14 protein-coding genes are annotated in these 15,140 nt (G+C 62.3%); 9 read left to right on the forward strand and 5 right to left on the reverse strand.

Going from position 1 to position 15,140, the window contains the following annotated elements:
- The 5 genes from pgi to zwf form a co-directional block, all read right to left on the reverse strand.
- The coding region (pgi, locus tag JHD62_RS19135) for a glucose-6-phosphate isomerase (RefSeq protein WP_199104231.1) at positions 1 to 1,059 on the reverse strand (1,059 nt) is incomplete at its 3' end.
- 5 nt (positions 1,060 to 1,064) lie between these two features.
- Positions 1,065 to 1,916: a transcriptional regulator HexR gene (hexR, locus tag JHD62_RS19140; protein ID WP_045846531.1), complete on the reverse strand. Its 852-nt coding sequence runs from the start codon at positions 1,914 to 1,916 to the stop codon at positions 1,065 to 1,067.
- A gap of 3 nt (positions 1,917 to 1,919) precedes the next feature.
- Positions 1,920 to 2,897, reverse strand: coding sequence for a glucokinase (locus tag JHD62_RS19145; protein ID WP_199104232.1), 978 nt, complete (start codon positions 2,895 to 2,897; stop codon positions 1,920 to 1,922).
- A complete protein-coding gene (gene pgl / locus JHD62_RS19150) occupies positions 2,878 to 3,555 on the reverse strand; it encodes a 6-phosphogluconolactonase (RefSeq protein WP_199104233.1) in 678 nt (225 codons plus the stop codon). Before pgl ends, JHD62_RS19145 begins: the two co-directional genes overlap by 20 nt.
- A 132-nt stretch (positions 3,556 to 3,687) precedes the next feature.
- Positions 3,688 to 5,166: a glucose-6-phosphate dehydrogenase gene (zwf, locus tag JHD62_RS19155; protein WP_045846534.1), complete on the reverse strand. Its 1,479-nt coding sequence runs from the start codon at positions 5,164 to 5,166 to the stop codon at positions 3,688 to 3,690.
- A gap of 249 nt (positions 5,167 to 5,415) precedes the next feature.
- Between zwf and edd the strand changes: the two genes are divergently transcribed.
- The 9 genes from edd to JHD62_RS19200 form a co-directional block, all read left to right on the forward strand.
- Positions 5,416 to 7,251 carry a phosphogluconate dehydratase gene (gene edd, locus JHD62_RS19160; RefSeq protein WP_045846535.1) on the forward strand — a complete coding sequence of 612 codons (1,836 nt, stop codon included), beginning with the start codon at positions 5,416 to 5,418 and terminating at the stop codon, positions 7,249 to 7,251.
- A gap of 1 nt (position 7,252) precedes the next feature.
- A complete protein-coding gene (locus tag JHD62_RS19165) occupies positions 7,253 to 7,876 on the forward strand; it encodes a bifunctional 4-hydroxy-2-oxoglutarate aldolase/2-dehydro-3-deoxy-phosphogluconate aldolase (RefSeq protein WP_199104234.1) in 624 nt (207 codons plus the stop codon).
- A gap of 324 nt (positions 7,877 to 8,200) precedes the next feature.
- Complete coding sequence (locus JHD62_RS19170; protein WP_131356485.1) at positions 8,201 to 8,896, forward strand: response regulator transcription factor; 696 nt, start codon at positions 8,201 to 8,203, stop codon at positions 8,894 to 8,896.
- Complete coding sequence (locus JHD62_RS19175; protein WP_199104235.1) at positions 8,889 to 10,313, forward strand: sensor histidine kinase; 1,425 nt, start codon at positions 8,889 to 8,891, stop codon at positions 10,311 to 10,313. The genes JHD62_RS19170 and JHD62_RS19175 overlap by 8 nt, the downstream gene beginning before the upstream one ends.
- A gap of 273 nt (positions 10,314 to 10,586) precedes the next feature.
- The gene (locus JHD62_RS19180; RefSeq protein WP_199104236.1) at positions 10,587 to 11,831 is read left to right on the forward strand and encodes an ABC transporter substrate-binding protein; all 1,245 of its coding nucleotides are present in this window, start codon (positions 10,587 to 10,589) and stop codon (positions 11,829 to 11,831) included.
- Positions 11,832 to 12,034: 203 nt separating this feature from the next.
- The gene (locus tag JHD62_RS19185) at positions 12,035 to 12,937 is read left to right on the forward strand and encodes a carbohydrate ABC transporter permease (protein WP_045846540.1); all 903 of its coding nucleotides are present in this window, start codon (positions 12,035 to 12,037) and stop codon (positions 12,935 to 12,937) included.
- A gap of 46 nt (positions 12,938 to 12,983) precedes the next feature.
- Positions 12,984 to 13,787, forward strand: coding sequence for a carbohydrate ABC transporter permease (locus JHD62_RS19190; RefSeq protein ID WP_233161101.1), 804 nt, complete (start codon positions 12,984 to 12,986; stop codon positions 13,785 to 13,787).
- A gap of 3 nt (positions 13,788 to 13,790) precedes the next feature.
- Complete coding sequence (locus tag JHD62_RS19195) at positions 13,791 to 14,900, forward strand: ABC transporter ATP-binding protein (protein ID WP_045846542.1); 1,110 nt, start codon at positions 13,791 to 13,793, stop codon at positions 14,898 to 14,900.
- Positions 14,900 to 15,140 (forward strand): aldo/keto reductase (locus JHD62_RS19200; RefSeq protein WP_199104238.1); only part of this gene is annotated, 241 nt, incomplete at its 3' end. The genes JHD62_RS19195 and JHD62_RS19200, both read left to right, overlap by 1 nt.

Here is a 15,140-nt window from a genome sequence, read left to right on the forward strand (position 1 = left end):
CTCCATGTCCAGCTGCTGGATAAAGGCCGGCAGGCGATGCAGGTACTGGTCGTACGGTGCAATCACATGGCTGCCGCCACCAAAGTAGTTGATGTACCAGATGCCTATCATGGCCAGCAGCACCGGCATGTTCTGCTCGAACGGTGCATTGCGGAAATGCTGGTCCATGATGTGCGCGCCGTTCAGCAGCTCGGTAAAGTTTTCCTCGCCCAGATACAGCATGATGGGCAGGCCGATGGCCGACCACAGGCTGTAACGGCCACCCACCCAGTCCCAGAATTCGAACATGTTGGACGGGTCGATGCCGAAATCCGCCACGGCTTTCTGGTTGGTGGACACGGCGACAAAGTGCTTGGCCACCGCTTTTTCGTCCCGCGCGCGCTGCAGGAACCAGTCACGCGCAGTCAGCGCATTGGTCAGGGTTTCCTGGGTGGTGAAGGTTTTGGATTCCACCACGAACAGGGTGGTTTCCGAATGCACCTTCTTCAGGGTTTCCTTCAGCTGGGCACCATCCACATTGGAGACAAAGTGCATGTTCATGCGCGGGTGACCAAACGGGCGCAGCGCACTGCACACCATCAGCGGGCCCAGGTCCGAGCCGCCAATGCCGATGTTGACGATGTCGGTGATGGGCTGGTTGGTATAACCCAGCCACTCGCCCGAGCGCACGGCGTGGGCAAACTTGCCCATGCGTTCCAGCACGGAATTCACCTTGGGCATCACGTCTTCGCCATCAACAAAAATGGGCGAATTGGTGCGGTTGCGCAGGGCAACGTGCAGCACGGCGCGGTTTTCCGTGCTGTTGATCTTTTCCCCCTTGAACATGGCCTTGATGCGTTCCGGCAGCCCGGCTTCACGCGCCAGCTGCATCAGGCCCTTCAGGGTTTCATCGGTGATGCGGTTCTTGGAGTAATCGAGGAACAGGCCACCCACTTCCAGGCCATAACGTTCGGCCCGCTCCGGGTCGTTTTGGAACAGCTCGCGCATGTGCAGCTGCTTGGCATCGGCAAAGTGGTCCCACAGGGTTTGCCAGGCGGGAAGTTGGGTCAGTTCGCTCATGATGATTAATCCTCTTCTGTCCGTTCGGCCAGTCTCTTTGCTTTGAGACTGTGCTTGGTTTTTTCTAGTTGTCCGATCACGCCGGGGCCGCGGCGCAAGGCCACGCCCACGGCCAGCACGTCGATGAGCACCAGGTGGATGATGCGGGAAATCATCGGGCTGTAGGTTTCATTGTCTTCCTGGGTGTCCGCCATCAGGGCGATGGTGGCAGCACGTGCCAGGGGCGAACCGCTGGCGGTGATGGCCACCACGGTGGCCCCGGAGGCGGTGGCTTCCTCCACGGCGTCCAGCAGCTCGCGCGAGCGGCCGGAGCTGGAAATGGCCACCAGCACGTCGTCCGGCCCCAGTACCGAGGCTGCCATCATCTGGATGTGGGTGTCGGCATAGGCCACGGTGGAAATGCCAAAGCGGAAGAACTTGTGCTGGGCATCGGCAGCGGTGATGCCGGAGTTGCCCAGACCGTAGAACTCCACCCGCCGGGCGCGGGAAATAGCCTCGATGGCTGCTTCGATGGCCTGCGGGTTGACGTCGTTACGACTTTTGAGCAGCGCGGTGACGGTGTTGTCGAACACCTTGGCCACGATTTCCGAGGTGGGGTCTTCCGGCCGGACGCTGGAATGCACATAAGGCACGCCGGTGACCAGGCTACCGGCCAGTTTCAGCTTGAAATCGGGCAGGCCCGAGCAGCCCATGGAACGGCAGAAGCGAATCACCGTGGGCTGGCTGACGCCGGCATTGCGGGCGATATCCGCCACTGCGGCCTGCATCATGGTGTAGGGCTGCTCCAGCACCAGTTCGGCCACCTTGCGTTCGGCCGAAGACAGGGCTTCTAGCTGAGACTTGATTCTTTCCAGCATGGGTCAGTGCTCCAGGTGCGCCGCCAGCGCTGCCGACGCGCCGATCAGCGCAGGGTAACGGCTGTTGATGACAAACACCGGAATTCCCGCCAGATAAGCGGAAAAACGGCCCTTGTCCTCGAAGCGTGGGCGGAATGGCGACGTTTTGAAGTAGTCGATCAAACGTGGAACGATACCACCGCCAAGGTATACCCCGCCACGGGCGCCGAGCGTGAGCGCCAGATTGGCCGCCGCCGTACCCAGCATGGCGCAGAAGGCATCCAGCGTTTCGCGGCAGCGCGGACAGTCGCCCGACAGGCCGCGGGTGGTGATGTCGGCAGCGGACAGGTCCTGCCCGGGCTCGCCAGCCAGTGCCGCCAGCGCATGGTAAATCAGCACCAGCCCCGGGCCGGACAGCAGGCGCTCGGCCGATACATGGCCATGGCGATCGCGCGCATAGCGCCAGATGGCAGCCTCGCGTTCGTCAAACGGGGCAAAGCTGACGTGGCCACCTTCACCGGCCAGCGGCATGTAGCCACCCGGATAGGGCAGCAAGGCGGATACGCCCAGGCCGGTGCCGGGGCCGATCAGTGCCAAGGGGCTGCCACTGATTGCCTCGCCGCCCCCTACCTGTACCAGTTCCTGACGTGGCAGGTGCGGCAACGACAGCGCCAGCGCGGTGAAATCGTTGATGACGATCAGCGAAGTCAGCCCCAGTGCCTGACGGGTGGCTTCAATGGAAAACGCCCAGTGATGATTGGTCATCTGCACCCAGTCATCCGTCACCGGGTTGGCTATGCCGATGGCGGCATGGGCCACCGCGCGGGTGCCCACCTCGGCCAGATAGCTGCGCATGGCCGCTTCCAGCGTGGGATGGCTGGCACAGGGCAGCACCAGGATGTCTTCCAGCACGCCAGGTGCGGTTTCCAGGGCGAAACGGGCATTGGTGCCGCCGATATCGGCCAGCAACCTTGGCCAGGTATTAGGCAGTCCAGTAGACATCGATGGGGCACTCCGTCTGCAGCAGGAAATGGCTGATGGGCAGGCTGTCGTTGACGCCTTGCGCAGCCTGATCGAACACCTGACGTTTGCCCGCCCCCTGAATGGACAGGATGAGGCTGTCGCAGGCGAGCAAGGCGGCCTTGCTCATGCTGAAGCGCAGGTGCGGCGCGGTGAGCGGCTGCACGGCAAGCAAGGGCAGGCTGCGGGCCATGTCCAGCCCGTCCGCCAGCGCAGCGGCACCGGGAAACAGCGAAGCGGTATGGCCGTCCTCACCCATGCCCAATACGGCGACAGTCGGTTGTTGGTAGGCGGCATTGGCGGCGGCCAGTTCGGCGACATCATCACGGGCATCGCCCACCAGCGGCAGGAAACGGGCGGCTGCCGCAGCGTCCTGTAGCAGATGCTCGCGCACCAGCGCGGCATTGCTGTCCGGGTGATCCGGCGGGACGAAGCGTTCGTCCACCAGCGTGATCAGCACACGCGACCAGTCCAGCGGCTGGCTGCGCAGCGCGTGAAAGAAGGGAACCGGCGATTTGCCACCGGAAACAGCCAGCACGGCGCGGCCATCGCGCTCCAGAGCGGCCGACAGGCGTTGTGCCACGGTAGCGGCCAGGGCGGCGGCGCTGGCCGGTGCATCGGGAAATTCAAACCATTGCATGCATGTCATCCTCACCTTGCACCCGGCCCCTGATATCCATGACACCGGGTGATTGCCGCTCTTGCTGGCCGGCTTGTTATGAATTGTCCTGCCCGGGCAGGCCAGTGCGGCGGCCCGGACGGGTCAGGTCGGTCAGCTTTCTTCGTGCCAGCTGATGCCGTCGCGGCTGAGCAGCGCGCTGGAAGCCGCCGGGCCCCAGGTGCCTGCCGTGTATTGCTTGGGCGGGGTGTTGCTGCTGTTCTGCCAGCATTCCATGATGGGCATCACCCAGCGCCAGGCTTCCACCAGCTCGTCACGACGCATGAACAAGGCCAGCTTGCCGCGGATCACATCCAGCAGCAGGCGTTCGTAGGCGTCGGCTCGGCGCACCTTGAAGGCCTTGTAGAAGTCCAGGTCCAGGTAGGCCGGTTGCAGGCGCATGGTGTCGCCCGGTTCCTTGGCCAGGAAGTACAGGCGGATGCTTTCTTCCGGCTGCAGCTGGATCACCAGCCGGTTGGCGGTGTGGCTGCCGCTCAAGGGGCCGGAGAACAACTGGTGTGGCACGTCGCGGAAGTTGATGACGATTTCCGCCAGCCGCTCCTGCATGCGCTTGCCGGTACGCAGGAAGAAGGGCACACCGGCCCAGCGCCAGTTGTCGATTTCCGCCTTGAGGGCGACAAAGGTTTCGGTCTGGCTATCAGCCGGAATGCCTTGCTCTTGCAAGTAGCCCACCACCGGCTGACCGGCCACCGCACCGGCCTTGTACTGGCCGCGCACGGTCTTGTTGGCCACATCCTGCTCGCTGAACGGGCGCAGTGCCTTCAGCACCTTGAGTTTTTCGTCACGCACCGCGTCGGCTTCCATATTGGCCGGCGGCTCCATGGCGACGATACACAGCAGTTGCAGCAGGTGGTTCTGCACCATGTCGCGCAGTGCGCCGGTGCCATCGTAGAAGTCACCACGGGTGCCGACACCCAGGTCTTCGGAAATGGTGATCTGTACATCGTGAATCCACTCGCGACGCCACAGCGGCTCGAACAGCGCGTTGGCAAAGCGGATGGCCATCAGGTTCTGTACCGATTCCTTGCCCAGATAGTGGTCGATCCGGTACAGCTGGTCTTCCTTGAAGAAGTGGGCCACCGCATCGTTGATTTCATTGGACGAATCCAGGTCGATACCCAGCGGCTTTTCCAGCACCACGCGCACATTGGGACGGTTAAGTCCCACGGCAGCCAGGTTTTCGCAAATGCCGGCAAACAGATTGGGCGCAGTGGCCAGATAACAGACCACCACCCGTTCCGGATGCTGGCCCACCGCTTCAGCCAGTGCCGGATAATGCGCAGCTTCGCCAGCATCAACCTGCAGATAGTCGATACGTGCACGGAAGGATTCCCAGGCCGCCGCATCGAAGTGTTCCTTGATATGCTGGCGTGCGTTCTTTTCCACCAGCGCCAGGTAGTCGTCGCGGCTCATCGCCTTGCGACCCAGCGCCAGCAAACGGCCTTGCTGGTTGAGCAGGCTGGCGGCATGGGCCTGATACAGCGACGGCAACAGCTTGCGCATTACCAGGTCGCCAGTACCACCGAACAGCACCATATCGAAGGCCGGGGTGGGCGTGCTACGGTTATCCATAGTGATCTTCCGTCTTGTGCATTTGCAATGTAGTTATATTACCACCCGATTTTGCCATGTCCATGTGTGTTGCCGGGATAATCCGCAGAAAGCAACACCTGTCCAATCGGGCATAAAACGACACAATCCTTTACTGGAGGGACTTTCGTGCTAATCACCCCCATTTTGCTACGGCAAGGTACTGGCTGAATTCTTGCAATTTAAGTGTAGTAAAACTACCATTTACCCACATTCATCACGGGAATCGCCATGGCCCTGCACCCGGTATTGCACGCCGTTACCCAGCGCATCATAGATCGCAGCCGCGAACGTCGCGCTGCCTATCTGGATCATCTTCAGGCCGCCGCCCAGCAGGGCAAGGTGGAACGCGCCCAGCTGTCCTGCACCAACCAGGCTCACGCCTTTGCGGCGATGCCGGACAATATCAAGATTCACCTGAAAGAGGCCCACCGCCCCAATCTGGCCATCGTGTCTGCCTATAACGACATGCTGTCCGCCCACCAGCCGCTGGAAGCCTACCCGGCCTGGATCAAGGAAGAAGCCTTGAAAGCCGGTGCCACCGCCCAGTTTGCCGGTGGCGTACCGGCCATGTGCGACGGCGTGACCCAGGGTCAGCCGGGCATGGAGCTGTCGCTGTTCTCGCGTGACGTGATTGCCATGAGCACCGCGGTGGCCCTGTCGCACCAGATGTTCGACGCCAGCCTGTATCTGGGCGTGTGCGACAAGATTGTTCCTGGCCTGATGATTGGCGCGCTCACCTTCGGTCATCTGCCGGCGGTGTTTGTTCCGGCCGGGCCGATGACCACCGGCATTGCCAACGACGACAAGGCGAAGGTGCGCCAGTTGTTCGCTGAAGGCAAGGTGGGAAGGGATCAGCTGCTGGAATCGGAGTGCCAGTCCTACCACGGCCCCGGCACCTGTACCTTTTATGGCACGGCCAACTCCAACCAGATGATGATGGAAATCATGGGCCTGCACTTGCCGGGCACCGCCTTCGTCAATCCGGGTACGCCGCTGCGCGAGGCACTGACCCGTGCTGCCGCCCGTCAGGCCGCCCACATTGCCGCCCAGGGTGAGAACTTCACCCCGGTTGGCCGCATGATTGATGAAAAATCCATCGTCAACGCCATTGTCGGCCTGCTGGCCACCGGCGGTTCCACCAACCATACCCTGCATCTGGTGGCCATTGCCCGCGCCGCCGGCATCGACATCAACTGGGACGATTTTGACGAACTGTCGGCCATCATCCCGCTGCTGACCCGCGTCTACCCCAATGGCAAGGCGGATGTGAACCACTTCCACGCCGCAGGCGGCATGGGCTTTGTCATCCGCGAGCTGTTGTCTGCCGGTCTGCTGCATGAAGACGTGGACACCATCGTCGGCCGTGGCCTGTCGGCTTATGCCAACGAACCATGGCTGGACAACGGCACACTGAAATGGCGTCCGGCCCCGGCCGTGAGCGGTGACGACAGCGTGCTGCGCACCGTGGCCGACCCGTTCAGCGCCGATGGCGGCCTGCGCGTGGTGGCTGGCAACCTGGGCCGCGCCGTGATCAAGGTATCCGCCGTCAAGCCGGAACATCGCATCGTGGAAGCACCGGCCATCGTATTCAACGATCAGAACGACATGCTGGCTGCGTTCAAGCGCGGCGAGCTGGAACGCGACTTTGTCGCGGTCATCCGCTTCCAGGGCCCGCGCGCCAACGGCATGCCGGAACTGCACAAGCTGACCCCGGCGCTGTCCATCCTGCAAGAACGCGGCTTTGCCGTGGCACTGGTGACCGATGGCCGCATGTCCGGCGCGTCGGGCAAAGTGCCCGCTGCCATCCACGTCTCGCCGGAAGCAGTCCTGGGCGGTAGTATCGGCAAGGTTCGCGATGGCGACATCGTGAAACTGGATGCCGTGGCCGGCACGCTGGAAGTGAAAGTACCGGCCGAAGAATGGGCTGCACGCGAACTGGCGCGTGCCGACCTTGCACACAATCAATTTGGCGTAGGACGTGAACTGTTCGCGGTATTCCGCGAATCCGCCGACGCCGCGGAAGCTGGTGCCATGAGCTTCCATCACCCGCTGTGGAGAAACTGATATGGACGCTTTGACCCTGTTGCGCCAGGGACCGGTAGTGCCGGTCATCGTGGTAAATGACGCCGCTGTGGCGGTAGACCTGGCGCGTGCGCTGGTAGATGGTGGCATCCGCGTGCTGGAAGTCACCCTGCGCACCAAGGCAGCGCTGGCCGCCATGCGCCGCATGCGTGACGAAGTACCCGGTGCCATCGTGGGCGCCGGTACGCTGCGCAACCGCGCCCAGCTGGAAGCCGCGCTGGACGCCGGCGCCCAGTTTGGCGTCAGCCCCGGCCTGACCCCGGAGCTGGCCTCTGCCGCGCGCAATGCCAACCTGACCCTGCTGCCGGGTGTGGCCACCGCATCGGAAGCCATGCGTGCACAGGACGAAGGCTTTGACATCCTCAAGCTGTTCCCGGCCGAAGCCGTGGGTGGCATCAAGCTGCTCAAGTCACTGGCCGGCCCGCTGCCGGACCTGCGCTTCTGCCCGACCGGCGGCATTGATCTGACCAAGGCCAAGGACTACCTGGCGCTGCAAAACGTACTGGCTGTTGGTGGCAGCTGGCTGACCCCGGAAGACGCCATTGCCAACCGCGACTGGGCCCGCATCACCGAACTGGCCAGGCAGGCCAGCACACTGGCGCAGTAAACCCACCCACGCAATTTATAAGCCCGCCTCGTGCGGGCTTTACTGATTGTTGACCAACTCCTCTCGCTTTCTGAAAAGAAAGCGAGGCTCCCTTGCAGGGCAAGGGCGGGGGGATGGGGAATAGATGGGAAGGCTGCGGAATCAATAAGTGAATCGAAAGGCCCGGCTTTGCCGGGTCCAGTGCAATCGAACCAGATTACTTTGTCAGCAGCCTGCAAGCCCGCCATGTGCGGGCTTTTTGCTGCACCGCACACCGTACGGTGATGGCACAGCCCGGCTAATCTGCACTACCATCAAGCCTTCCTTTCCCAATGCTGCCGTCCCATGAAACTGTTTCTGGCCGAAGATGATGCCGTGCTGGCCGACGCCCTGCTCACCCGTCTGAGCCAGCTGGGTTTTGCCGTGAGCCATAGCGACAATGGCCTGACTGCCCAGCAGGTATTGCTGGCCGAGCACTTTGATGCGGTGATTCTGGATATCGGCCTGCCCGGTCAGGACGGACTGAAGGTGCTGCGCAATGTACGGGTGCATCAACCGGCGCTGCCCATCCTGCTGCTCACCGCGCTGGACAGCATGGAAGACCGCGTGGCCGGGCTGGACGCCGGAGCCGATGACTATCTGGTCAAGCCGTTCGAATTCCCGGAACTGGAAGCCCGCATCCGCGCCCTGTTGCGCCGCCAGCGCGCCATCGACCCGCAACGCGACGCGCTGCAACCGGAAGAACTGCACTTCGGCACCCTGCGGCTGGACCCCGGCGCCCAGCGGGCCTGGGCGGGCAGCCAGCCGCTGGAACTGTCCGCCCGAGAGCTGGAATTGCTGTTCATCCTGATGAGCCAGGCGGAAAAAGTGCTGACCAAGGAGCAGATTTCTGCCGCCCTCACCGGTGCAGGGGAGGAAATCGGCAGCAATGCGGTGGAAGTGTATGTCCACCGCCTGCGCAAGAAGCTGGATGGCAGCGGCGTGGGCATTCGCGCAGTACGCGGCCTGGGCTATCTGCTGATGCAGGCTGCCGATGACTGAAACCGCCCGTCCGCGCCAGTTGTCACTGCGCCGCCAGCTGCTGATCTGGCTGCTGTTGCCGCAACTGGTGCTGTGGCTGGCGGCGGCCATGCTGGCGCATGCCATGGCGGTGCGCTACACCAATGAAGTCATCGACCAGACGCTGGCGCAGACATCACGCGCGCTGGCAAGGCAGGTAAAGCCGTTTGGCAACGGTTTTTATGTCGACTTCCCCCGTGCCGCACGGGAAATCCTGGAAGAAGACCCCAGCGACCGCGTGTATTACATGGTCAGCTCGCCGCCTTCCGCCTTCCTGCTGGGCGAGCCCAGCATGCCGCCGCCACCGCGCGAACTAGTGGCCAAGGCTGGCAACAGCTATTTCTACAACGCCAGCATGAAGGGCCAGGATGTGCGCGTGGCGGCCCTGTACCTGTTGGCCGGCACGCCGGAACAACCACAGCTGATGCTGGTGCAGGTGGCCAAAAGCCGCGCGCTGAGTGCCGAACTCACGCGCAAGATCCTGCTGGACATGGGCCTGCCCCTGCTGGGGCTGATGCTGCTCACCAGCCTGCTGGTGTGGGCCGGCATCAGCCGTGGCCTGTCGCCACTGCGCCGCCTGCGCCGGGTGGTGGAAAACCGCTCGCCACGCGATATGGCCCCCATCGAAGTCAACAATGCCCCGGCCGAAGTCCGCACCCTCACCGCCGCCATCAACAGCCTGCTGGAAGAGGTCAATACACAGGTTGACCAGCAACGGCGCTTCATTGGCGATGCCGCACATCAATTACGCACCCCGCTGGCCGGGCTCAAGTCGCAAACCGAGCTGGTAAAAGCTGAACTGCAAGGCCAGACACCGGACATACCGCGCGCCTGCCGCCAGCTGGAGCAAGTGGAAACCAGCGTGGCCCGCTCCATCCACCTGGTGAACCAGCTGCTGGCGCTGGCCCGTGCCGAACCGGAAACCGGCTTGCAACGCAGCGTGCTGGACCTCAACCAGCTGACCCGCGAGGTGACTGCCGAAGCCGTGCCGCGTGCGCTGGCGCGCGGGCTGGACCTGGGCCTGGACAGCAGCGATGAAAAAATGCTGATGCAGGGCCATGCCGGCCTGCTGCGCGAACTCTTGGCCAACCTGCTGGACAATGCCATCCAGTACACCCCGCCGGGTGGTGAAATCACGGTGGAACTGCACCGCAAGGGGACGCAGCTGTGTCTGGCCGTGCGCGACAACGGCCCCGGCATAGCCGCGGCGGAACGCGACAAGGTGTTCCAGCGCTTTTACCGGGTCAACAACAGTGTGGGGGGCAAGGGCTGCGGGCTGGGTCTGGCCATCGTGCAGGAGATTGCCCGCCGCCATCACACCCGGGTGGAACTGAGCGACAACCCGCCCCATGGCCTGTGTGCCAGCCTGTTTTTCAAGCAGGAAAACGAAGCTGAATAAACTGTCCAGTAGTGTAGTTGACACACTACAGCGCACCATTTTGCTGCACAGCAGCACCAGTTCAGTGCCTTGAAGTTATTGATTTCATTCCAATGGCATGTCGCACTGCATTGCCTCACCTGCATTTTCTTACAGCATTTCCACGCAATCCTTACACAAAACTTACAATCTGCCGCTATAGTTCTTGCACATCCCGCACGTTGCCACAGGCAGCGACCAGCGGAATGGAACATAAAAAACCGAAATGCAACGCTACAAGACGGAGACAAGAGAATGAAACGCAAGCAACTGAGCGCCGCCCTGCTGGCTGCCACCCTGCTGCCGGCCAGCGTATTTGCCGGGGAAGTGGAAGTGCTGCACTGGTGGACTTCCGGTGGCGAGGCCAAATCCGTGGCCGAACTCAAGAAAATGATGACCGCCAAGGGCGATAACTGGAAAGACTTCGCCGTGGCCGGTGGTGGTGGCGACAACGCCATGACCGCGCTGAAAACCCGCGTGGTATCCGGCAACCCGCCGACCGCCGCCCAGATCAAGGGCCCGGCCATCCAGGAATGGGGTGCCGAAGGCGTGCTGGCCAATATCGATGCCGTGGCCAAGGCCGAAGGCTGGGACAAGCAGCTGCCGCCGGTGGTCAGCCAGGTGATGAAATACAAGGGCCAGTACGTGGCCGCCCCGGTGAACGTGCACCGCGTGAACTGGCTGTGGGTGAACCCGGACGCCTTCAAGAAGGCCGGTGCCAAAGTGCCGACCACCTGGCCGGAATTCTTCGAAGCGGCTGACAAGCTGCAAAAAGCCGGCATCCAGCCGATTGCCCACGGTGGCCAGCCGTGGCAGGACGCCACCCTGTTTGAATCGGTGGCACTGGGCGTAGGTGGCCCGGCCTACTACAAGAAGGCCTTCGTGCAGCTGGACCAGGCTACCCTGGCCGGCCCCACTACCCTGAAAGTGTTTGAAACCCTGCAAAAAGTGAAGGGTTATATCGACAAGGGCGCAGCAGGCCGTGACTGGAACCTGGCCACCGCCATGGTCATCAACGGCAAGGCCGGCATGCAGTTCATGGGCGACTGGGCCAAGGGTGAATTCACTGCCGCTGGCAAAAAGCCGGGCAAGGACTTCCTGTGCGTAGCCGCACCGGGTACGGCGGGCAGCTTCACCTTCAACATCGACAGCCTGGCCATGTTCAAGCAGAAGGACCCGGCAGCGCAGAAGGCACAGGCTGATCTGGCCGAAACCGTGATGAGCAAGAACTTCCAGGAAGTGTTCAACCTGAACAAGGGCTCCATCCCGGCCCGCCTGGACACGCCGATGGACAAGTTTGACGACTGTGCCAAGAAGTCCAAGGCCGACCTGACCGCTGCCTCCAAGAGCGGCGGCCTGGTGCCCAGCTTTGCCCACAAGATGGCCATGCCGTCTGCCACCGAAGGCGCGATTGATGACGTGATTTCGCAGTTCATGAACTCCTCCATGAGCCCGAAAACCGCCACCGAGCGTCTGGCCAAGGCTGGCAAGGTGCATTAAGCAAGCAGCCATATTGCCCCGGGCCTGCTGCCCGGGCGCGCTATGCCGTAGACAGCTGCCGGCCAAGCCTGCCCGGCAGTTGTCTGTCCCACACCGAAGCAAAACATGTACGCCGACTGCCCTTCCGCACCGTGAACACGGTCGGGACGCGGCCTGCTGCGCGCCTGCGCCAGCACGCCACGGCTGCATGCAAGGATTGATTCATGTCCTCATCCCAATCACAAGCCAGCCTGTCGGCGCTGGCAGACCGCTGGTTGCCCAAGCTGGTGCTGTCGCCCACCTTGCTGATCAGCCTGGTGTTCGTCTACGGCTTCATTGCCTGGACAGGCTGGCTGTCGCTGACCGAATCGCGACTGCTGCCACAAATGGACCTGGCCGGCCTGATCCAGTACCAGGCGCTGTTCGAGAATGACCGCTGGTGGACTGCCGTGGCCAATCTGGGCATTTTCGGCGGCCTGTTCATCGGCTGCACGCTGGCCGTCGGCCTGTTCCTCGCCGTGTTGCTCGACCAGAAAATCCGCGCCGAAGGCACGCTGCGTACCATCTACCTGTACCCGATGGCGCTGTCCTTCATCGTGACCGGCACCGCCTGGAAATGGATGCTCAACCCCGACATGGGCCTGCAGAAGGTCATCAATGACTGGGGCTTTCCCGACTTCACCTTCGACTGGCTGGTGGACCCGGACAAGGCCATCTACACCGTGGTGATTGCCGGGGTGTGGCAGTCGTCGGGTTTTGTGATGGCGCTGTTCCTGGCCGGTTTGCGCGGCATTGACGACTCCATCATCAAGGCCGCCCAGGTGGATGGTGCCAGCCTGCCGGTCATCTACTGGCGCATCATCATCCCCAGCCTGCGCCCGGTGTTTTTCAGCGTGCTGCTGATCCTGTCGCACATCGCCATCAAGAGCTTCGACCTGGTGATGGCACTGACCGGCGGCGGCCCCGGCACGGCGTCCGACGTACCGGCCATCTTCATGTACCAGTTTGCCTTTACCCGTGGCCAGCTGGGCCTGGGGGCTGCCTCGGCCATGATGATGCTGATGACCATCGTCGCCGTACTGGTGCCGCTGATGTATATGGAAACAAGGAGCGCCAAACGTGGCTAAACACCTGACTCCCGGCCGCATCGTGCTGTATGCCGCACTGGTGCTGATGGCCATTTACTACCTGCTGCCCTTGTACGTGATGCTGTCCACCTCGGTGAAAACCCTGGACGACATCCGTGGCGGCAACCTGATTGCCCTGCCGCAATCCATCACCCTTGATGCCTGGAGCAAGGCCTGGTCCAGCGCCTGCACCGGCGTGGAATGTGGCGGCATGAAGGGCTTTTTCTGGAACTCGGTGAAGATGGCGGTGCCCTCGGTGCTGATTTCCACCCTGATTGGCGCAGTCAACGGCTATGTGGTGTCGATGTGGCGCTTCCGTGGCTCGGACGTGCTGTTCACCCTGCTGCTGGTGGGCTGTTTCATTCCCTTCCAGGTGGTGCTGCTGCCGATGGCGCGCCTGTTGGGCGAGCTGGGCATTGCCAATACCACCAGCGGGCTGGTGATGGTGCACGTGATTTACGGCCTGGCCTTCACCACGCTGTTCTTCCGCAACTTCTTCGTCACCATCCCGGACGAGCTGGTCAAGGCCGCGCGCATTGACGGTGCCGGTTTCTGGACCATCTTTTTCCGCATCCTGCTGCCCATTTCCGGCCCCATCTTCATGGTGTGCGTGATCTGGCAGTTCACCCAGATCTGGAACGACTTCCTGTTCGGCGTGGTATTTGCCTCCGGCGAATCACAGCCCATCACCGTGGCGCTGAACAATCTGGTGAACACCTCTACCGGGGTGAAGGAATACAACGTGGACATGGCAGCGGCCATCATTGCCGCCCTGCCCACCCTGTTCGTTTACATGGTTGCCGGCCGCTACTTCGTGCGTGGCCTGACAGCCGGTGCAGTGAAAGGTTGAACGATGGCTGCTCTCTCCATCAATAATGTGTGCAAGACTTACGCCAACGGCACCGAGGTGCTCAAAGGCATCGATATCGCCATCGAGGACGGCCAGTTCCTGATTCTGGTGGGCCCCTCCGGCTGTGGAAAATCCACGCTGCTGAACATGATTGCCGGGCTGGATGACATTTCCAGCGGCGATATCGAAATCGGTGGCAAACGGGTGAACGACCTGTCGCCCAAGGACCGCGACATCGCCATGGTGTTCCAGAGCTATGCGCTCTACCCGTCAATGAGCGTGCGCAAGAACATCAGCTTCGGGCTGGAAATCCGCAAGATGCCGCAGGGTGAAATCGACGCCACCGTCGAGCGCGTGGCACAAATGCTGCAAATGACCCACCTCTTGGACCGCAAGCCCTCGCAGCTATCCGGCGGCCAGCGTCAGCGCGTGGCCATGGGCCGTGCTTTGGCGCGCAACCCGTCCATCTTCCTGTTTGACGAGCCGCTGTCCAATCTGGACGCCAAGCTGCGGGTGGAAATGCGTACCGAAATCAAGCTGATGCACCAGCGGCTGAAATCCACCATCGTCTATGTCACCCACGACCAGATCGAGGCCATGACGCTGGGCGACCGCATTGCGGTGATGAAGGACGGCATCGTGCAGCAGTTTGGCAGCCCGCAGGACATCTACGACAACCCGGCCAACCTGTTTGTCGCCAGCTTCATCGGCTCGCCGTCGATGAACTTCATTCCGGCGCAGGTGGTGGAATCCGCCGGGGTGCTGGGGGTGAAAATCTGTGACGACAAGGGTTGCGTCATCCTGCCGCTGCCGCATGCCCAGGACAAGATGAAGCCGTGGCTGGGCCGCGAAGTCATCTTCGGCATCCGCCCGGAGCAAATCACCGACGCCCGCACTGCCTACCGCGAAGGCCTGCCGGTGATGGCCTGCCATATCGACGTGATCGAACCCACCGGGCCGGACACCCTGGTGTTTGTCTCGCTCAACAACACCAAGGTATGCTGCCGTACCCACCCGACCGAAGCCAAACTGCCGGGCCACAGCATGGAACTGGTGTTCGACGTCTCCAAGGCCGTGCTGTTCGACCCGACTACAGAACAACGGATTGCCTGATGAGTCCTTTGCACGCAACACAACTGGCCCCCGGAGGGCCAGTTTTTTCTCCGGTAGCCGCCGGCCTGTGGCGGCTGCACGACTGGAATTTCTCCCCTGCGGAACTGGCAGCCTGGGTGGAGCACGCCATCCAGCTTGGCATCACCACTTTCGACCATGCCGACCTGTACGGCGGCTTTCGCTGCGAGGCGCTGTTCGGCCAGTGGCTGAAGGCCAACCCCGGCCAGCGCGAGCACATCC

This window comes from Aquitalea sp. ASV11 (assembly GCF_016429185.1).
Classification (GTDB): Bacteria; Pseudomonadota; Gammaproteobacteria; order Burkholderiales; family Chromobacteriaceae; genus Aquitalea; species Aquitalea pelogenes.

Coding starts and splice junctions, on each gene's coding strand:
- hexR (WP_045846531.1), bottom strand. CDS start 1,916: ATGCTGGAAAGAATCAAGTCTCAGCTAGAAGCCCTGTCTTCGGCCGAA.
- JHD62_RS19145 (WP_199104232.1), bottom strand. CDS start 2,897: ATGTCTACTGGACTGCCTAATACCTGGCCAAGGTTGCTGGCCGATATC.
- pgl (WP_199104233.1), bottom strand. CDS start 3,555: ATGCAATGGTTTGAATTTCCCGATGCACCGGCCAGCGCCGCCGCCCTG.
- zwf (WP_045846534.1), bottom strand. CDS start 5,166: ATGGATAACCGTAGCACGCCCACCCCGGCCTTCGATATGGTGCTGTTC.
- edd (WP_045846535.1), top strand. CDS start 5,416: ATGGCCCTGCACCCGGTATTGCACGCCGTTACCCAGCGCATCATAGAT.
- JHD62_RS19165 (WP_199104234.1), top strand. CDS start 7,253: ATGGACGCTTTGACCCTGTTGCGCCAGGGACCGGTAGTGCCGGTCATC.
- JHD62_RS19170 (WP_131356485.1), top strand. CDS start 8,201: ATGAAACTGTTTCTGGCCGAAGATGATGCCGTGCTGGCCGACGCCCTG.
- JHD62_RS19175 (WP_199104235.1), top strand. CDS start 8,889: ATGACTGAAACCGCCCGTCCGCGCCAGTTGTCACTGCGCCGCCAGCTG.
- JHD62_RS19180 (WP_199104236.1), top strand. CDS start 10,587: ATGAAACGCAAGCAACTGAGCGCCGCCCTGCTGGCTGCCACCCTGCTG.
- JHD62_RS19185 (WP_045846540.1), top strand. CDS start 12,035: ATGTCCTCATCCCAATCACAAGCCAGCCTGTCGGCGCTGGCAGACCGC.
- JHD62_RS19190 (WP_233161101.1), top strand. CDS start 12,984: ATGGCCATTTACTACCTGCTGCCCTTGTACGTGATGCTGTCCACCTCG.
- JHD62_RS19195 (WP_045846542.1), top strand. CDS start 13,791: ATGGCTGCTCTCTCCATCAATAATGTGTGCAAGACTTACGCCAACGGC.